Here is a 20,186-nt window from a genome sequence, read left to right on the forward strand (position 1 = left end):
TCTTATAACTCGCCTGATCTTACCATCCCCATAGTGCAGCACCACCTATTATGGGGCCTTGCTTTATAAAATCAGTGGTCATACCGCGCTTTAAAGCGATAATTTACTATCAATGATGTCTTATGACTTCAAATCTTTGAAGATCCACCTTCTCATATTCTCCGATTCCTGCCTTACGCTTAGCAATAGCTATCTGATCATCGACATTGTCAACTCCGTCAAGATCAGGAAGAAGAAGTCCTCTCCTATAGCCATTTGTAACTATCACTCCGTACCTTTTTACATCAAGCATAGCCTTAGAATCTATATCCTGAGCTTCTCCAAGTACGTCAACGCTGTATTCAAGCTTATCAAGCTCATCCTGCGTAACAGGCTCAAACCTCGGATCTTTGGTTGCTGCAGATATGGCATTTTGAATGATCTCCCCGGCCACGCAGTCACAGGTTGCAGATATAGTTCCAATGCACCCTCTAAGACCGCCCCTTATATGAAGAGATACGAAAGTTCCTGCACTTTGCTCATACATCTTGGGCGGAAGATCATCCGGCACATCTATCACGTATCCATCTTTTATATAGGTCTCAATAGTCTTTCTTGCAAGTTTTACATAAGGATCTTCCATAGCTTTTTTCTCCAAAAGTGTCTTCTTTTCAGCTTCCAGATACTTATCAAGATATCTGGCATCGTCATCATCGCCTACTACCTTATATGTACAGATTCCGTATCCAACTCCCGTTACATCCTCATGTGACAGCTTATGAGTCTTAACTTTGAGGCCGTCTAATGCTCCTCCCATTATGACAAAAGATCTGTGGCCGCACTCAGCCGCCTTATCACACAGATAGGGATCAAAAGACAGTAGCTCTCCAAAAGCTCCCCTTCCCATACAGTCCATGATCTTTTCATCATAGACAGGGCCGCTTGCATCAAAGCCGTAAGGCCCGTCATCTTTGAGTTTGTGGGACAGGTCTCCGCTTGCAACATATAATACCCGCCTTCCAAGTTCATCACTGGCTTTCTGAACAAGCTTACCAAACTTATAATGGTCAGCAAAAGAAATCCCGGATATACCAAGACGCACCAGCTTAAAATCAGTATATTTCTGCATTATGAAATAAAGCGGAACGATCGTTCCATGATCAAGAGACTTATCCCTCTGGCCCATGTACCCTGCAGGAATGTCCTCATCTTCAGAAAGTTCACATATCTTAGAGCTAAGCTCAGCATCATACGAAACACTTATCTTGACATTAGGTGCACCAAATCTTCCCATGTCTCCTGAAGCCTCATATCCGGGAGAGATATGAAGATAATCAGAATACATAACGCTGTGAGGAGACGAAAGCACGATCGTATCAGGCTTAAGAGATGCCACAAAATCAGCAGCCTCCTTATAAGCAGCCGTAGTCTTACTGATAACACTCTCACCGCCCCTTCCCACATCTGGAATAATAAGCGGAGGATGAGGAACCATAATGCCACCAACTATACTCATATACACCTCCAAGGCAGTACCACCGGAAGATCATTATTTAAGGCTAATATAAATTTGAAAATGATGCAAAGATTTAATTGCTAAGATCATTATAAAACAAAATAATGCACTGAAGATACAACAGCATCAGAAAGTTTGTTTATCATCTAACAATCATATTTTTTTATATTTTTTGTAAAAAGGCTTTATTTTTTGACGTTTTTATGATAATATAAGACTACCTCATAATATGTTTTTGCAAGAAATCTTACATAAGTATTGACTTAGATTTAGATAACCGGGAATTCAAATTCGCAAGGACGCCTTTTTGATTCCTTTCATGCTTTTCAAGGAGCCTTTCAAGGATATGGATATCCGCTCCGGAAAGGAGTTCATATGCAAGTATCATCAGTAACTATGAACAATGCTGATCTGTCAACAGCGATTCAGTCCTATCAGAAGGCTCTTAGAGATGACAAAGTCCAGCAAGCACAAAGCCAGCAGACCAAACTTCAGGAAAAACAGGATGTCGCTTCCAAGGAGGCCGATGCCGTTGTTTCTTTAAGTCAGGAAGGCAAGGATGCTTATCAGAAGAGTCAGATGGTTGCACAGTCCAGTGAATCCGACGCGTCCAAAGACCAGTCAAGTTCTCAGGATCCTTCAACCAAAACTTTCCCGGAAGGAACAGTTAAGCAGCTATCCCCACAGCAGACAGACAACGATCCTGTTCGCAATGAAGTAGCTATGGCCAATGCAAAGTCAGGCCAGGAATCTGTTAACAATGCTTCGAAGCTTGAAAACTTCGAACTTAATCCAGCCATTACCCCTATGCAGGAAACTGCATGATATCCGTATAGTAATACCCCACTACACCGGCCGTTTTCCCCAAACGGCCGGATTTTTTTTAGCAACTACACCATCCAAGTGCGAAGTTTGAATTAATCAAAAAACCACCTGGATAAACCAACATCCAAGTGGGTATTTTAGTATTTAGAATATTCTTTCAGAAAGAGACTTAGAGCGGTATCTAACCTCGTTGACATCATAGATTGTCATAAAGGCCTGAGGATCGACTTTTTGCATGTAGTTCATAAGCTGCTGATATTCTCTTTTATCAACTATAACGATTATCTCATTGTGCTTCTGCATTCTGTATGCGCCATAGGCTTCGTAGATGGTCGCGCCGCTGTGGAGATTCTCAATTATAAATTTCCTGATCTCAGCTTCTTTGGGCGATGTAATGCACACTCGTCTCTTACGATTGCGGTTGAATATGAATTCATCCAGTATCACTCCGTTGAAATAGCTTCCAAGGATACTTAGGATGACAGTTTTGGAATCATAACATAGTGCTGCAGAGAAGGCTATTGTAACGCCTACTATCGTAGCTGCCCTGCCAAGTTCCATATGAAGGTATTTATTGAGGATCATTGCAAGGATATCAGTACCTCCTGATGATGCATTTAAGGAAAAGAGGATACTGATACCTATACTAACAGTAAATATATATGATACTACGTCAAGGGCCATATCTCCTGTAAGTGACTGGTTATCAGGAAATACCTTTTCAAATACCCCAAGAAGTACAGGAAGCAGTATCGAGGTATATACAGTCTTAATACCAAACTCATGACCACAGGTAAGAAAGCCTATTATCAAAAGAATGATATTTAAACAAAGAGTAATCTGAGCTATTGAAAATGGAATCAGATTGGATAGTACTATAGATAGTCCGGATACGCTGTTAACCGCTGTATGGCTTGGTATCAGGAAGAAAAATACCGCAGCAGCAATAATAACTGTTGCAAGGGTTATCACTATAAACTCCTTGATCATATCTACAGGGTTCTTGCGTAAAATATCATCATCATTTTTGGAATCAGCTACCTTTGATCTGGTACCTGAATTCTCATTATTATCAGATATTCTTTCATCAGATATATTAGTATTTGATACATTTGTATCTGACATATTAGTGTTCATCGTATTATCAGCCAACATATTATTATCCACAATATTAATATCCAAAACTTTAGTATCCAAATCTTCTGTTTCTTTCTCCAGATTCTTTATATCTTCAGCAAGCTTATTATCATCGTTTAGCTTTTTCATTATTTTCCCTTTATATTTCTTATTTTATGAGGTAGGTGTCAAGAGTTCCTTTTGACGCCTTATGCTGCATTAATCAAGCTGCGCCATACGATTCCACAGCTTATAATATGTTCCTTCTTTTGCCAATAGAGACTCATGGGTTCCTTCTTCCATGATTCCCTCTTTACCAAGGACTATGATCCTGTCAGCATTTTGAACAGTTGTAAGTCTGTGCGCTATGGTTATGGTAGTTCTGCCCTTAGCAAGCTTTTCAAGGCTATGAGTTACATAAAGCTCACTCTCATTATCAAGTGCAGAAGTTGCTTCATCAAGTATCAATATCTTAGGATTTTTGAGAAATACTCTGGCAATTGATATTCTCTGCTTCTGACCTCCCGAAAGCTTAACGCCTCGTTCGCCTATATAAGTATCCATGCCATTAGGAAGTCTGTCAATAAACTCATTGGCTCCTGCCATCACAGCAGCTTCCTCAATCTCTCTATCACTGGCCCCCGGTCTTCCATAAGCTATATTATCACGAATAGTACCGCTAAATAAATAAACATCCTGCTGAACTATTCCAATTGACTGTCTAAGGCTTTTCAGAGTCACTTTACTGATATCCTGACCGTCAATATCTATATGGCCTTTAGTGACATCATAGAACCTTGGAATAAGGTTACAGATAGTAGTCTTACCGCCGCCTGAAGAACCTACAATAGCAAGATTCTCGCCAGGGCTTACATTAAGATTGAAATCATGAAGGACCTTGTTGTGATCATCCGGATATTCAAAATTAACATTGTTAAAACTTATGCCGCCATCTGCGACATGGATATCTACTGCATCTTTAGAATCCTTAATATCAATAGGTGTATCCATTATCTCTATAAAACGCTCGATACCTGTCATTCCGCGCTGGAACTGCTCTGCAAACTCCACTATCCTTCTGATGGTGGCAATAAGCGTTGATACATATAGAATATATGCAACCAGATCGCCTGCGCTTATCAGATCATGGATCAGGAAAAGACCTCCTCCTAGTATCACTACAGTATACATAAGGCCATCAAACAGCCTTGTGGATGTACCAAAGGTTGCCATAGCGTAGTAGAATCTCTTCTTGATAGTCTGGAACTTTATATTACCTTCTTCGAATTTCCTCTTTTCCTCGTCCTCGCCGGTAAAAGCCTTGACTATGCGCTCTCCAAGAAGGCTTTCTTCAATCGCCGCATTAAGTTCACCGACCTGTACTCTTTGCGCCTTCTGTGTCTGACGAAGCCAGTGATTTATTTTCACAGATACAACGAACATAACCGGTAGGCAGGCGAAGATCATAAGTGTCAGAGGAAGTGATGATCCTGACAGAATTATAAATGACACAACCATCTTGATGCCCGCTATAAAGAACTCTTCTGGACAGTGATGAGCGAACTCAGTAACATCAAAAAGGTCATTGGTTATACGGCCCATGATCTGGCCTATCTTGTGATTGGAATAATAAGTGGCAGAAAGCCTCTGAAGATGCTCGAAAGCATCACGTCTCATATCAGTCTCTATATATACGCCCATGATATGGCCCTGAGACTGCATGAAGAAGTTAGCTCCGGCATCAACGAGTCTTAATAGAACATACAAAACGACAAGTTTTAGTAAAATAGCTACCGTAAGCGGCTGTGTATTACCAAGGGCAGAATTGGTAAGCCTTCTCATGATCATAGGAAGGACAATATCGCACAGCGTTGTAAGTGATGCAAAGAAAAGGTCCAGGTATAAAAGCCCGCGGTATTTCTTGATGTAGGGAAGAAATCTACCTATCAGCTCCCTTGAGGAATAAGTCTGCTTTCCTGTATTTGTTTCGATGCTTGCATTACTCTTCTTAGCCATATATCCTCCCACAAATAGAACAGGTCATCATTGTAATGGCCTGTAATGAACTGCTTTTGCAAGATTAAATTATATTCTATTTGTGGGGATTAGGATATAGTAAAGTTAAAATTTTTGACGTTAATTTAAATTAATCTTCAAATATATCTGTAGAATAATTATTTCTTTGAATTTCTGGCGTTGATTTCTTCCATCTTTATGTGAAGAAAATTGATAAGTTCTTCGCTACAATTTCTCTTGTCAATTATGAAAAATTTCTTAGCTGATGGCAAAAGCAAAATGTAATTGTCCCCTTCTATTGTTGAATAGATTGCTTCATATTTTACTTTACTTTGTGTTAAAGGCGTAGAAAGCTCAAAGTATTCATCATAGAAAATATAATGAATTGTAGAATCATGTAAAGCAGCATTTGTTTTGTACATTTTCTTAATAAGTAATAATCTAATCAAGTAGATTCCCGGTAAATATAGGACACTAATTACAAGGAAGGTAATTGAAGTTGTTACATCACTTCCCAACATAAGCAGGAGCAGACTACAAATTATCATAAATATAACAAGTATATATATAACAACCATTAATTTATTTTTGCTTTTATAATACGTTCTTTCCGCTTCTTTAAATGTTTTATAGGTACTATTAACATAAGTTTCAAGCGGCATATTTATATTTGAATCCATGTTATTTATTCTCCTTTTCAACTACTTATCGTAACTCTCTAAAATCAAACTTTTTTGCTGTAAAGACTCTTTTTTAAGACTCTGCTGGGTCCAATCAAAATAATACTGGTTCTTATATTTATACAAATAACCATCTTCTTTCAGATATTTTTCACACTGTTCGAATATATCTTTACCGTCCCAAATCTTGCACCCTGATCCAGATGTATTATTCAATGTACGAGCCATCTTAAATGGATCAATTCCACACCAGAAATGAAGGTACCCAAAATCCCAATCGATTTTGGGTATTCCATCTACTTCAACAGTACATCCTACGCCATGAAAATAGTATGTCCTCTCACATATTTTCTTATTGATAATATGGTGAGAATAAATATAATCGAGTAATTCTCGTTTGTTCGTAATATTCATTTGTTCCGATTCATTGATGTAATTAATCAGAATTAAACATGCATCTTCGATAATGTGGTAATAATCGTTCACTGCATTTATAAATACTTCATCCATATTGCTTGCCTATTTTTAATGTGGTATTTCATTTTTTTACCATCAAAACACTTTGGTTACTGCTGATTGCTAGCCTTGTAGTTCTCCTTTAACATTTTCTGGTAGTCTTGTATGGAAATATCGCCCTTTAGCATACTTCCCATAGCCTCTGTCCCTACCTTACCAATTTTGAGATTTTCTATAGACAGCGTTGCCATAGTTTGGCGAATCATATCAATCTGCGCAGGTGTTAACTCCTTATTTTGAAACTCATCATTTTTCATGACTAGAGCCCCCTCTCCACCATGATAGTTTCTGATTTAATTTACTTCTTGTATGCAAAAACCCCAGACTCAAAAGTCTGGGGTTTTATTAGTAGCGAGAGGGGGATTCGAACCCTCGACACCGCGGGTATGAACCGCGTGCTCTAGCCAACTGAGCTATCTCGCCATGTCAGTATTTATCAGTGGTGTGAAGCGGTGTCACTCACAACCGACTCGTATAATATACCTCGAATCAAGTTTAATGTCAACACATTTTTTCAAAAAATTATAAAATTTTTTAAGGTTTATTTTGCTCCGTTTTTACGATAACAGCACGCCCGGAGACTCTTCCTTAAAGGAGCCTTCCGGGCGCTATTTTACTGCATTTATTCCACTTACAAAAGTCACATCATATGAGTAAGAATCATTTTCACTTAAGCATACAGATATTTACACACATCAAGCCACTTTATGATCAAGCCACTTGCCACTCATAAATCTTATAGTAAAAAATACTCCTCTTACAAACCAGTCAGAGAACATTCCGCACCATACAGCAACAGGTGATACGAATCCAAATACATGTACCAGTGCTATAGTAACACCGACTCTGACCGTCCACATGCTTATTACAGACAATATCATAGAAAATCGCACATCTCCTGCTGCCCTCATACCATAAGCCGGCAGGAAGGCAGGAACCCAGAACAGCGGCTTTACAATTGTTATAAGGCCGCACATATACATGCAAAGCTTGGCACTTTCATAATTCATGCCACCAAGACTCGTGATAGGTCCTCTAAGCGCAAATATAAACAGGCAACTTAATATAATAGCAATCTCAGCCCATATCGCCATCTTCTTAACGTAATATCTTGCTTCATCTTTTCTTCCGGCGCCAAGACTCTGTCCCACAACAGTCATAAGACCTATTCCTACGCCGCAGGCTGCAACTCCGTTAACATTCTCCATGATATTGGTCATAGCCTGAGCTGTAATAGCCACGGTACCCATAGTGGAGACTGTAGACTGGATCACAAGCTTACCAAACTGGAACATAGAATTCTCTATTCCATTAGGGATTCCAAGGGCCAGAACTCTTTTGATAAGGTATCCCTGAGGTCTGATAGTTCTATAGTCTCTTATGCTTATCATCTGATCCTTGTTATGAAGATAGGCAAAAACTACAATTGCAGACAGCCATCTTGAGATAAAAGTAGAAAGCGCAGCGCCTGCAACTCCCAGTCCGAATACATAGATGAATACCGCATTGCCGACAATATTGATAAAGTTACATACGATAGATATAAGAAGAGGCCTTCTGGTATTGCCCTGAGCCCTGTATATGGCCGATCCCGCGTTATACAAAGCAATCCCGGGAAAAGACAATATGGTGATGAAAAAGTACACCTGCGCCTTGACCATAAGCGCATCCTCAACCTTACCAAATACCGTATTCAGGATCCCGTTCCTGAACAATAGACATATAATTGTTATTGCTACAGACAGTATAAGTGCTGACAATGACACCTGCCTTGCAGCTTCCTGTGCCTTGTCCTTATTTTTCTGTCCTATAAAATTAGAACATATGACAACGCCGCCTGTAGCAAGAGCTGCAAAGGCCTGATTGACAAGTATATTGATAGAATCTACAAGCTGAACAGCTCCAAGTGAATAGTCATCAACATTGCTGACCATCATAGAGTCTGCAAGACCCATGAGAGATGTCAGAAACTGCTCTGCGATCACAGGGATTATAAGCATCAAAAGAGCGTGATTACTAAAGATATGACCAGTATCGGTCTTTGACTTACTTATATTATTAGTTTTCAAAAGCTGCACACTTTCATAGTCAAAAGTTTTTAAGTTCCCTTATCATTAAAGCAGGTTCTGTGGATAATCCCAGCAGAACCTGCTTATAATTCATACATTCCTGAACATATAGTTCAAGAATACATCTCATATTATGATGCAGGTATCAGATATATTTAATGACTACTACATCATATATAATTACATTCTCTCAGGAGCATCAAATCCCAGAAGATCAATACCAGTCTCCATAATTCTGAGCGTGTTATAAAGAAGTGCTATATAGCTCTCCTTCTTGGCTTCATCCTCTTCTGCAAGGATTCTTGTCTCGTGGTAGAAGCTGTTGAATGTATTAGAAAGTCCATAGATATATGCACAGATCCTATTAGGCATAAGCTCCTTGGCTGCGCTTTCTACTGCTTCTGCAAAGCCTGTAAGTGCAAGGCACAGTGCCTTCTCATTATCAGATCCTGATACTGCAAGGCGTGCATCCTTGGCTTTCTTGCCTGACTGCTCTTCGTACTTGGCAAGAATAGACTTGATACGAACGATAGTATACAGAAGGTATGGGCCTGTATCTCCTTCGAATGAAGTGAACTTGTCTATATCAAAGATATAATCCTTAGAAGGCTGGTTAGAAAGATCACCATACTTAAGTGCCGCAAGAGCTACCTGATGTGATGTCTTCCTTGCTTCCTCATCGCTGATATCGGCATTGCCTTCCTTGATACGGCTATACATCTTCTCATCGATCTCGCTTATAAGACTCTCAAGACGCATTACGCCGCCCTGTCTAGTCTTAAATGGCTTACCATCGCTTCCGTTCATAGTACCAAAGCCTACGAACTGAAGATCTGTCTCAGGCATAACAAGCTTAGAGATATGAGCACTTCTGAATACCTGTGTGAAATGAAGAGTCTGACGCTTATCAGCTACATAATAGATAGCATCAGGATGATACTCATCCATACGCTTTTTTATAGTAGCAAGGTCTGTTGTAGCATAAAGTGCTGCACCATCACTCTTAAGTACGATACAAGGAGGAAGCTCCTTGGCATCATCATCTCTTGTAACATCTATAACAAGTGCGCCCTGACTTTCGTGAGCATATCCGTTGTCCTTGAAATAATCTACCATAGAAGGGATTATGTCATGAACAGTGGATTCGCCCCACCACAGGTCGAAATCAACATTAAGGTTCTTATAGTTCTTCTTAAGGTCAGATACTGATACATTAAGGATATGGTGCCAAAGAGCACGGTATCCTCTGTCTCCGTCCTGAAGCTTCTTGGTAGCTTCAAGAGCTGCTGCCTTATAAGCTTCATCCTCTTTGGACTTACCGGATGCAAGAGGGTAGATAGTCTCAAGCTCTGAAAGAGTGAATGGCGGCTCCTTAGGATAGCTTCCTGTATATGACTCATCAAAGTATGGAAGATCCGGCTTCTGAAGCTTAAGCTCTGTGATAATAAGGCCCATCTGAAGACCCCAGTCACCAAGATGAACGTCACCAATTACCTTATTGCCTGTATATCTTAAGATTCTCTTTAAAGACTCACCGATTACAGCACTACGAAGGTGTCCTACATGAAGAGGCTTAGCTACGTTAGGTCCGCCGTAATCAAGGACTATTGTAGGCTCATGACCAGGAAGATCAACACCAAATCTCTTCTCATGAAGCATCTTAACTATATAAGAGCGAACGAATTCACGGCTAAGTGTAAGATTTAAAAATCCGGGTTTTACAGAATCTACCTTCTCGAACATCTCATTGCCTGAAAGCTTAGCTGCAACTTCATCTGCAATCATAAATGGAGCCTTGTGATACTGCTTGGCACCTGCCATAGCACCATTGCACTGAAACTCACAAAGATCAGGACGGTTAGAAACGCCGCACTTACCAAGGGCTTTGTCATATCCTGCTGCCTCAAAGGCATCAGATACTTCTTTACTAATAAGGTCTAATATCTTTTCCAAAACTTTGTCCTTTCAATAAAAAACTATTAAAATCTGTATATATATGAAATTAAGCTTTCAAAATCTCTTAATGTATAATAATAAAGAAATATATGTTAGTCAAACGTTATTATTTCATTTATCAAAATATAGCAATATTAAAATATTATCGTATCAAATATTCATCCGCAATTTTCAAAGAGTCATATTACTCATACTTCGCACTTGCCAAACATGCGCCGATAAACGGATACAGGTCACTAATCCCAGACTTCCTCAGCTTTGTTATAATAATCCATCAAAACAGGCCTGGTCAGCTGATTGATATCAACATCAAGATTCACTTCATCTTTGCCAAAAGTAAATAAAGAGGCCACATTGTCACTTGTAAGATATTTGGTCTCAACATCAAAAGTGATCTCTTCTGAAAGTTCTCTTTTGCTTGCCATATTAAATCCCCAGTCCCCAAAAGCCGGAACTTCTATATGATAAGCTTTGACATTAAAGCCTTCGCTTTCAATTGTTTTATTTATGCACCAAAATGCCTTGGTAGCATAATATGGGCTTGTGGACTGAACTACCAATACGCCGCTGTCAGTCAGGCACCCGCCGCACATCCTATAGAAGATATTAGAATAGAGTTTATTCAAAACCTCCGTATTAGGATCAGGAAGATCAACTATGATAACATCATATCTCTCACTGCAGTTCTCAAGATATTCATAAGCATCCATATTAAGGATATTCAGCTTATCGGACAGAAGGCTGTTCTCATTGATATCCGTGATATTCTTGTCAGTGCTGCATATCCTGATCATCTCTGCATCCAGGTCTACAAGGTCTATCTTCTTGACTTCAGGATATTTTAGGACTTCTCTGACTGCAAGTCCGTCGCCTCCGCCCAGGATCAGTATGTTCTGCCTTGTATCTACTTCATTCATAGGTATATGTACAAGAGCTTCATGATAACGGTACTCATCAGCAGTAGAGAACTGACAATTACCATCTATAAAGAGCCTTACATCATCCCTGTGCTTGGTCATGACTATCTTCTGATACGGTGTCTGCTCTATAAGGATAACCCTGTCCATATACAGGCCGCTTTCTACAGAATTAGATATCGTATCAGCCAGTATCATTCCAAGAAGCATAATACCTGACAGGATGATAGCAAGCATGCGATAGACACGGATCCTCTCTATCCTCTTGCCAAACTTCCACATGATAAGAAGGGCTGCAACTATATTCATAAATCCACACAAAAAAGATGTGGCAAAATATCCCAGCTTAGGAAGCAGGATAAGAGGAAATGCCACAGCTCCTACAAGTCCGCCAATATAGTCAAAACTAAAGATAGATGAAAGAGTAACCTTAAGATTGTTCTCATCCTGCTCTATGATCCTGGTCATAACAGGAATCTCTGCACCTGCAAAGGCTCCTATTATGATAATCTCAAGGTACATAACAACTGCATAGCCTGATATGTATATATTAGCAAGAAACAATACCAGTGAACTGATACCGCCGATAACACCTATTCCCAGCTCTATAGTTACAAATACATTAAAAAGATTTTTGGTAAAATACTTGGAAATATATGAACCAAATCCAAGCGCCGCCATATATAGGCCAATAGTCACTGAATACTGCAGTGTACTATTGCCCAAAAGATAAGAACTCACCGCACTGATGATAAGCTCATAGCACATAGAGCATCCTGATATGATCAGGGTCGTCAGCATCAGTAGTCTGTACTTCTTACTCATAAATAACCTCTAATACAAAATATATCTAAAACCACAATCCCTTATTTGCCCCCTCCGCTGGAAGATCTTCTGGAATTGATACTGGACTGCCTTACTGAAGAGGAGTAGCTATCATAATAGCTGCCACCTATGTCATAAATAGTCTCTCCGGTATAGGACTCATAGGCAGACGGAGTATGACTGTATTTCTTGGAATCCGAGCTATAGCTTGAACTGTAATAATGACTCCTGTACCATCTTGTGGTACTCTCCGAGCTCTTATATGGAGAGTTGTCCGAAGCATAGTTATACTTTCTTTTGGATATCTGGATATAAACCTTGTCAGCATCATCTTCCGGATGATATATAAGGCAGTACTCCGACTTAGTAACTATGGCAATAGGAGCATCGCTTACACCATCTTCCTGGGTTACTGATTCTGTCTGACCTTCAATACCATCTATGATATCTTTGGCAACATAGTCTGTAGAATACGAAGATGATTCGCCGGATTTATATGAACCATATGAGATGCTTACACTAGTATTACCTGCACCTGTATATTCATATACATCAGCTTTTTGCTTTTCATTGCCTGTTATCGAAGTTACATACTCATAACTTTGACTTTTCTTAAGATATTTATCTATATATTTGGGTAAAGGCGGTAATGAATCCGCAATGGCAAACAATAATATAAAGATAAAAAAGGCAAAAGCCCAAAAAGTTTGACTGCCAAGCAGTTTATATATATTAAACTTAGGCTTTTTATATCCTGTTATCTGAATATCACTAAGCTCAATATATTCGCCCCTGGAATATTCTGTTCCATCATCCCAAATTTCTGCAGACAAAGTATTCTCTTCAGTTATATCTTCATACTCTATAAAATCAGCCTCATCGCCTCTTTCTACGTCTACATCTCCTGAGCATCCGGTAACTACCTGATGACCTCTGTCAACCTCGTGCCACTTTGAACTTATCCTTCCACGAACATCATTGGCCGGCCATGAAACAGAGTATTCTGAATAAAAATCATCCATAGACAGCCACACTTCGCCTCTATTGGTCATAAGTCTGTATTCTGTCCAGGTTTTATTGCCATCATAAGTATTCTTATAAGTTATCCATCCAATTACATGTGCTTCAACATTTTTTATCTTTAAAATAGAACCAACTTTTATATTCATCTAACTATAAACTACTAATATTCCTTTCAATAATCTGAGTCTTGATCTGCGTGGCCTTAAACAGTTCCTTAAGTTTGTCTGTAATGCCTTCTGTAACAGTATCTGAGCATGAGAAGACATCTATTGCCGCATACCCGTATTCAGGCCATGTATGAACCGAAAAGTGTGAAGTAGTTATCACGGCAAAATATGTAACTCCGATGGGTTCAAACTCATGTATACACTCTTCTACTATTTCAGCTCCTACAAAATCTATTGCTTTGTGCGCAGCCTCCTTTATCGCCTCAGGATCGTCGATCATATCTGTGCAGCCATATAGATCTGCTACAAGATGCCTTGCCATTATTCATTCTCCTTTTGCATTTGTTTCTCGCGCTCTCTTTGCGCTTTGGAAAAAGAACAACCGCAATAATCCTGCCTGTATAAGCCAAACATCTTAGAAAGCTCTATAGAACGCTTATATCCATTCTTTTTCTTAAAATCAGATGGAAGGAAAACGGTGCCGTACTTATCTGCAGCTTCCTTCCCTGCTTTGTTTAAATTATCAGCATTTTTTAAAGGGCTTATGGTAAGAGTTGTAGTAAAACCGTCAAATCCCAGTTTTTTAGCAATTCTGGCGGTTTCATCAAGTCTTAGTTCAAAGCACCTGATGCACCTGTTGCCCCCTTCAGGGCACTCTTCAAGTCCCTTGACTGCACTAAGCCACTTGGAAGGATCATATTCACCTTCAAGGAAAGATATCTTCCTTGCATTAGAATCTGAATTCATCCCTTCAAAGTCATTGTCATCTATCTGCCTGTTGTAGGCTTCTATCAGCCTCTTTTCCTCTTCCACTCTCTTTACGTACTCTGCTTCAGAAGTTATATTGGGATTATAATAAAAGAGCGTTATGTCAAAATATTCTCTTAGATACTCAAGACAATATGATGAGCACGGCGCGCAGCAGGCATGGAGAAGAAGCTTTGGATATACTCCCTCCTTCTGCCTTTCTTTTATGTAATTTTCCAGCTCTTTGGCATAATTAACTTTATTCATAATACCTGCCTATATACTTACAAAACTTTTTGGGGCACATTACGTTATACCAAAAAACTGTCCTATTGTCGATATAAAAAAGATGCCGATTTCCCACTTGGACGGACCGGCATCTCCAAATGGAAAGCTTTTAGTTTCTGATCTATGATCTGGCGAGCTCCCAAAAGGCAACAGCACTTGCAGCAGCCACGTTTAGAGAATCCACATCATGAGCCATGGGGATTATGACTTTGTAATCTGACATCTTGATGGCTGCATCTGATAATCCGTCGCCTTCATTGCCCATTATTATGGCAAGCTTGTCTTCCTGCTTTAATCTCTCATCATCAAGTCTTACAGACTCCGGCTTTAGAGCCATAGCAGCAGTCTTGAAACCAAGATTATGAAGGAGTTCAAAGTTCCCTCTTACAAGTCCTGCAGATCTCTGCCTTTCATCATTATATTCATCTTCGTCAGAATCAAGATAAGTCCAGGGGATCTGGAACACATTGCCCATGCTGACTCTGATAGCTCTTCTTGAAAGAGGATCACAGCAGCCCTTGGTAAGAAGGATGGCTTCAATATTGAATGCTGCAGCACTTCTGAATATGGCACCTATATTGGTAGGATTAACAACTGTATCAAGGATTGCGATCCTTCTTGTATCTCTGATAAGATCAATGACCTCTGGCATAGAAGGCCTTTTCATAACTGATAGTATCCCGCCTGTTAGATTATATCCTGTTATAGCTGATAGTTTGTCATGCTCTACGGCATATACAGATACATTGCTATCACCGGATGAAAGACCCTCATTATAAGAAGTAATGCGCTCTATAAGCTCCATATATTCCGGATGGCTTAACTTCTCTTCTTCCACAAGGATAGACTCCGGTACGCATGGAAAGCTAAACGCCCTGTCTATGACTTTCAAACTCTCCGCAATAAAAACTCCGCCATCAGGTTCATAATAATGGCGAAGCTGCGACTCATTAAGATCCTTATATACCGACAATCTGTCGTCATCAAAATCTTTAATATATTCTATCTGCACCTTAAACCTCTTCATCTTGTCAAAAAACTTCCACACTTTCGCAAAGTCTTCGAGTATACTGCACCATTTATTCTAACACAGAAATACCCCTGATATATTCCTTTGTATATAATCATCAAGGAACAATCAGGGGTATGCATTTTCTAACCTCTTATCGTAAGCGGGAAGTTTGGCTTTACCAATTAATACCCAACCTTCTCAGCTACGTCAATTGTCTTTATGAATCGCATTATCTCGTTAAAGTCAGTAATGACCTTTTCAGAAGTTCCATAATCTACGAACATGGCAGGTGCTGACATGATTCCGTATTTGAGTGCCATATCTCTTCCTTCATCAAAGGAAGCATCGATGATAGAATACTCTACCATTCTTTGATCCAAAGCTTCCTTGGCCATGCGGCATCTGGGACAGTCCTTGGTTGTCAGAAGAGTTATCTGATCATCTGTGACCATGATCCCCGGTTCATCGCTATGTTCTTCGATAACTTCAAGAACAGGTTCCTTCGAAACTGAGCTGTCTCCTGACAAGAAAGATGCCAGGTTTTCTCTTGCAACTTTGGCCTGCTCGAATTCCTTCTCGATAGCATTCTGAGTCGCATCATTATTTGCATCAACATGATTCAGGATCTCAGATGCACTCTTACTTACAATACGGCTCATATTGTAGGTCTTCCTGTCTTCAAATTCTTGAGCCTTACCGGCATTCCAGTTACTTACAGGACGATAATATCCCGTGATCCTTGAATAAGTCTCAGCCTTGCCTCCGCATACAGGGCAGATACTGGTCTCTCCATTAATATATCCGTGATCTTCACAGATTGAGTATGTAGGAGAAAGTGTAAAGTATGGAAGTCTGTAGTTCTCAGCGATAGTCCTTACAGACTTAGCTGCCTGCTTCCAGTCAGGGAGTCTCTCCCCAAGGAATGCGTGGAATACTGTTCCGCTTGTATACTTGCACTGAAGGTCATCTTCTTTGTCCAGAGCATCGAATATATCATCAACTGCTCCAACAGGAAGATGTGATGAATTTGTATAGTAAGGAGTTTCGCCGCTTCTGCCTGCTGTAATGATGTCAGGGAAGTTCCTTCTATCCATGCGGGCAAGTGTATAGCAAGTTGACTCTGCAGGAGTTGCCTCAAGGTTGAAAAGGCACCCGTACTGTTCCTGATAATCAGAGAGCTTATTTCTCATAAAATCAAGAACTTTTCCGGCCCATTCAAGCGCCCTGTCGGATGTAAGATCTTCGCCTATCCATCCTGCATTAAGGCACGCTTCGTTCATTCCTACAAGTCCTATTGTCGAGAAGTGGTTCTTGAATCCTGCCTTAAGATATACCTTGGTATAAGGATATGCTCCCTTATTAAGGTACTGTGTCACTACTCTTCTCTTGATATCAAGGCTTCTTGCCGCAATGTTCATTGCATATTCAAGTTCTTTGAAGAAATCTTCCTCAGTTGCAGATATATATGCTATATGCGGAAGATTTATAGTTACTACACCTATCGATCCTGTGTTTTCTCCGGCTCCGAAATTACCGCCATTTTGTTTTCTAAGTTCTCTAAGATCAAGGCGTAGTCTGCAGCACATAGATCTGACATCTGATGGCTTCATATCGGAATTAATATAATTGGAAAAATATGGTGTTCCATACTTGGCAGCCATTTCGAACAAGAGTCTGTTGTTCTCTGTATCAGACCAGTCGAAATCCCTGGTAATTGAATATGTGGGAATAGGATACTGGAAGCCTCTTCCGTTGGCATCACCCTTAATCATAACTTCAAGGAATGCCTTATTGATCATATCCATCTCACGCTTGCAATCGCCATAGGTGAATTCCTGCTCCTTGCCGCCTACTATAGCCTTCTGCGGAGCCATATCTTCCGGAACAGTCCAGTCCAGAGTTATATTGGAAAAAGGACACTGGCTTCCCCATCTGCTTGATACGTTGGCGCCAAAGACAAATGACTGCATGCACTGCTTGACTTCTGCATAGGACAGATCATCAGCCTTAACAAAAGGTGCAAGATATGTATCAAAAGAAGATACAGCCTGAGCACCGGCCCATTCATTCTGCATAATTCCAAGGAAATTCACAAGCTGCATAACTGCAGTAGATAAGTGTGAAGCCGGGCTTGATGCAATCTTGTTAGGAACGCCGCCAAGACCGTTAAGCAGAAGATCCTTAAGTGACCATCCTGCGCAGTATCCTGCTGCCATACCCATATCATGGATATATATCTCACCATTGCCGCCATCAATCTGGCACAGAGATCTTATCTCAGGATCATATATATTCTCCCACCACATCTTGGTGATAGCTTCTGACTCTGCAAGGATAGCCGCACCCATGGTGCCACCTGCTGTAGAAGCGTTCTGGTTCTTTATGATATCCATAGCCTGACAAGGATCAGCATCTGTCATATCATCAGCACTACCAAGTGAACCATCTACCATACCTACAGCAAAATTCTTAACCTCTTTGGTTATACCTCTTATAACCTTGTGAGTCTGTCTGTAAAGGATAAAAGATCTTGCAGCAGTATAATAGCCGCCCCTCATAAGAGCTGCTTCTGCCGCATCCTGAGCCTGTTCGACAGATACACACAGGTTCTTGTCAGCACTGTTGACATAAAGATCTACTACAGCCGCACCTGTGAGCGTCTTGAGATCCTTATCAGAATAGTCGGCCTTGACTGAATCCAGTGCCTTCTGCATGGCTGAGGTGATCTTGGCCTCATCAAATTTCACCTGTGTACCGTCACGTTTTACGATAGTGTTGATCATTGTAAACCCCCTTATAAATTTAAACAGTCCAAAAGGCAGAAACGGCCCCTATAAGATGTAAGCCAGCTCTATCAGTCAGTCTGCCTCCAATCACACACATATTCTTTTGCTATACTTTCTTTCGTATCGATAAGCCTTTGGTTGGTACTTCCTCTGTACAGACACTCTTCGGATTTAAGATCAATTTCAAACCTTCCGTCCACAAGAACATCTGTCTCTCCAAGAAGCTCTACTGCCCCTTCGGGAGCCTTTCCTTCCATGATCTCTTCGTAGGTATATCCTGTATAGCACCATACAGAAAGTCCCATATCATGGCAGGCTTTAGCAACATACGCCGCGCTTTGTGCCTGCATAAAAGGATCTCCTCCGGATAGTGTAACTCCGTCAAGATGTTTTGTATTTCTGATCATCTCTATTAGCTCATCAGGTTCTATGGATTCGCCACCGTCCGGGTCCCAGGTGTCCATGTTCTGGCAACCCTTGCAGTGATGAATACACCCCTGAAAAAAGACTACAAAACGTATACCTGGTCCATTGACCAGTGAATGTTTGATCGTTCCGGCTATTCTCATTGTTGTTATTATCAGTGAAAAAATATATAAACGAAATAAAATGAATTAATATCCAATATCCCCACAGAAATTATACCACTATATATTGTGTTTACAAAAGATATTTTTTCCACAAAATGTGGTTTGCTAGATTTTACGCCACTTTGTGAAGTGAAATATTTATTTTAGGGTATACTTATTAGATTCTTTTAAACACTTTTCACAAATATGCGGAAATTCGTTTTGGGTACTTGATTTTTTCTGTGTTATTATATGACGTGAGGATTATGATCGTAATCTGATCTTCAGCAGGTATCAAAAATACCTTATATACCTGCATACAAAATATAGGGATAGTATTTCGGGGGAATATACAATGATTTCATTTCTTACAGATCTTTTTACCAACAAAGTTTTCGTATCAGCCGGTTCAGGATGGTTCGTAGCTCAGCTTGTCAAAGTAATAATTGATTCTATACGTGACGGTTTTAGTGTTAAGCGCCTTGTAGGCGGTGGCGGCATGCCAAGCACACATTCATCTCTCGTTACAGGACTTTTTATTTCTACAGGTATCGTATACGGCGTTTCTTCTTTTGAATTTGTTATCGCATTCTTCTTTGCAATGGTCGTAATGTACGATGCAATGGGCGTTCGCCTTACAACAGGAAAAGAGGCCTATATCCTCAACAAGCTCAGAGAACGAGATCTTGCTGAAAATAAAGAACCTCTTTACGATAAAAATCTTGATGAAAAGATGGGACATACATTCCCTGAGATAGTTGCCGGAGTCATAACCGGTACTATATGTGCTTTAGTAGTATGTCTGGTCATCCTTTAATATCATTCATTAATATGATCCCAGCCCTGTGAGATTATAGTGCTGACATGCTCGTCCGCAAGGCTGTAGATTATATTTCTTCCATCACGCTTTGCTCCCACTAGTCCTGCCTGTCTAAGGAGCTTAAGTTGATGAGATATGGCTGACTGTGTCATGCCAAGATCATCAGCAAGGTCATTAACGTAGCAAGCGCCTTCTGAAAGTCTGAACATGATGCGAAGTCTTGTAACATCTCCGTATGCCTTGAACAGATCTGCAAGATCTAAAAGCTTTTCATCATCTGCATTTATGTTCTGTGGTATTTTGAAATGTTCTGCCATAATAATTCTCCATTTTCTGATCTATAACACTATCGATGTAGA

The 20,186-nt window shown here is 40.1% G+C and carries 18 protein-coding genes and 1 tRNA gene; 2 read left to right on the top strand and 17 right to left on the bottom strand.

What is annotated here, in order from left to right; genetic code table 11:
* Window positions 1-109: 109 nt before the first annotated feature.
* Window positions 110-1,495: an AmmeMemoRadiSam system protein A gene (gene amrA, locus I7804_RS15985; RefSeq protein WP_248404158.1), complete on the bottom strand. Its 1,386-nt coding sequence runs from the start codon at window positions 1,493-1,495 to the stop codon at window positions 110-112.
* A gap of 375 nt (window positions 1,496-1,870) precedes the next feature.
* Between amrA and I7804_RS15990 the strand changes: the two genes are divergently transcribed.
* Window positions 1,871-2,320 (top strand): hypothetical protein, encoded by a 450-nt coding sequence (locus tag I7804_RS15990; protein ID WP_248404159.1) that lies wholly within the window; start codon window positions 1,871-1,873, stop codon window positions 2,318-2,320.
* Window positions 2,321-2,464: 144 nt separating this feature from the next.
* Here I7804_RS15990 and I7804_RS15995 read toward each other — a convergent pair whose 3' ends face one another.
* From I7804_RS15995 to nrdG, 15 genes are all read right to left on the bottom strand, one after another.
* Window positions 2,465-3,310, bottom strand: a complete 846-nt coding sequence (locus tag I7804_RS15995) for a YitT family protein (protein WP_034464749.1) — start codon at window positions 3,308-3,310, stop codon at window positions 2,465-2,467.
* Window positions 3,311-3,655: 345 nt separating this feature from the next.
* On the bottom strand, window positions 3,656-5,452 hold the full coding sequence (locus I7804_RS16000; RefSeq protein ID WP_248404160.1) for an ABC transporter ATP-binding protein: 1,797 nt from the start codon (window positions 5,450-5,452) through the stop codon (window positions 3,656-3,658).
* Window positions 5,453-5,610: 158 nt separating this feature from the next.
* Window positions 5,611-6,132, bottom strand: coding sequence for a YcxB family protein (locus I7804_RS16005; RefSeq protein WP_248404161.1), 522 nt, complete (start codon window positions 6,130-6,132; stop codon window positions 5,611-5,613).
* A gap of 21 nt (window positions 6,133-6,153) precedes the next feature.
* Window positions 6,154-6,642: a DUF6896 domain-containing protein gene (locus I7804_RS16010; RefSeq protein ID WP_248404162.1), complete on the bottom strand. Its 489-nt coding sequence runs from the start codon at window positions 6,640-6,642 to the stop codon at window positions 6,154-6,156.
* Between the two features lie 56 nt (window positions 6,643-6,698).
* Complete coding sequence (locus I7804_RS16015) at window positions 6,699-6,905, bottom strand: hypothetical protein (RefSeq protein WP_074755028.1); 207 nt, start codon at window positions 6,903-6,905, stop codon at window positions 6,699-6,701.
* A 92-nt stretch (window positions 6,906-6,997) separates the two neighbouring features.
* Window positions 6,998-7,071, bottom strand: a tRNA-Met gene (locus I7804_RS16020).
* A 272-nt stretch (window positions 7,072-7,343) separates the two neighbouring features.
* Entirely contained in the window at window positions 7,344-8,648 is a 1,305-nt protein-coding gene (locus tag I7804_RS16025) for an MATE family efflux transporter (RefSeq protein ID WP_248405983.1), read from the bottom strand.
* Window positions 8,649-8,897: 249 nt separating this feature from the next.
* Window positions 8,898-10,670, bottom strand: a complete 1,773-nt coding sequence (gene argS / locus I7804_RS16030; protein WP_248404163.1) for an arginine--tRNA ligase — start codon at window positions 10,668-10,670, stop codon at window positions 8,898-8,900.
* Between the two features lie 239 nt (window positions 10,671-10,909).
* The gene (locus I7804_RS16035) at window positions 10,910-12,415 is read right to left on the bottom strand and encodes a polyamine aminopropyltransferase (protein WP_248404164.1); all 1,506 of its coding nucleotides are present in this window, start codon (window positions 12,413-12,415) and stop codon (window positions 10,910-10,912) included.
* A 41-nt stretch (window positions 12,416-12,456) separates the two neighbouring features.
* The gene (locus I7804_RS16040; protein ID WP_248404165.1) at window positions 12,457-13,584 is read right to left on the bottom strand and encodes a DUF4178 domain-containing protein; all 1,128 of its coding nucleotides are present in this window, start codon (window positions 13,582-13,584) and stop codon (window positions 12,457-12,459) included.
* A gap of 4 nt (window positions 13,585-13,588) precedes the next feature.
* On the bottom strand, window positions 13,589-13,927 hold the full coding sequence (speD, locus tag I7804_RS16045; RefSeq protein WP_022753501.1) for an adenosylmethionine decarboxylase: 339 nt from the start codon (window positions 13,925-13,927) through the stop codon (window positions 13,589-13,591).
* Window positions 13,927-14,619 (bottom strand): epoxyqueuosine reductase QueH, encoded by a 693-nt coding sequence (locus tag I7804_RS16050; RefSeq protein ID WP_248404166.1) that lies wholly within the window; start codon window positions 14,617-14,619, stop codon window positions 13,927-13,929. The genes speD and I7804_RS16050 overlap by 1 nt, the downstream gene beginning before the upstream one ends.
* Before the next feature lie 142 nt (window positions 14,620-14,761).
* The gene (locus I7804_RS16055; protein WP_248404167.1) at window positions 14,762-15,667 is read right to left on the bottom strand and encodes a TrmH family RNA methyltransferase; all 906 of its coding nucleotides are present in this window, start codon (window positions 15,665-15,667) and stop codon (window positions 14,762-14,764) included.
* A 167-nt stretch (window positions 15,668-15,834) separates the two neighbouring features.
* Window positions 15,835-18,435, bottom strand: coding sequence for a ribonucleoside triphosphate reductase (locus tag I7804_RS16060; RefSeq protein WP_331477825.1), 2,601 nt, complete (start codon window positions 18,433-18,435; stop codon window positions 15,835-15,837).
* Window positions 18,436-18,506: 71 nt separating this feature from the next.
* Window positions 18,507-19,007, bottom strand: coding sequence for an anaerobic ribonucleoside-triphosphate reductase activating protein (nrdG, locus tag I7804_RS16065; RefSeq protein ID WP_022753497.1), 501 nt, complete (start codon window positions 19,005-19,007; stop codon window positions 18,507-18,509).
* A 355-nt stretch (window positions 19,008-19,362) separates the two neighbouring features.
* Here nrdG and I7804_RS16070 point away from each other — a divergent pair, with 355 nt between their 5' ends.
* Complete coding sequence (locus I7804_RS16070; RefSeq protein ID WP_051199693.1) at window positions 19,363-19,824, top strand: divergent PAP2 family protein; 462 nt, start codon at window positions 19,363-19,365, stop codon at window positions 19,822-19,824.
* Window positions 19,825-19,826: 2 nt separating this feature from the next.
* On the opposite strand, the gene I7804_RS16075 is transcribed toward I7804_RS16070, so the two are convergent.
* Window positions 19,827-20,144 (bottom strand): ArsR/SmtB family transcription factor, encoded by a 318-nt coding sequence (locus I7804_RS16075; RefSeq protein WP_022753495.1) that lies wholly within the window; start codon window positions 20,142-20,144, stop codon window positions 19,827-19,829.
* Window positions 20,145-20,186: the final 42 nt, after the last annotated feature.

Source organism: Butyrivibrio fibrisolvens (genome assembly GCF_023206215.1).
In the GTDB taxonomy this organism is placed as follows: domain Bacteria; phylum Bacillota; class Clostridia; order Lachnospirales; family Lachnospiraceae; genus Butyrivibrio; species Butyrivibrio fibrisolvens_C.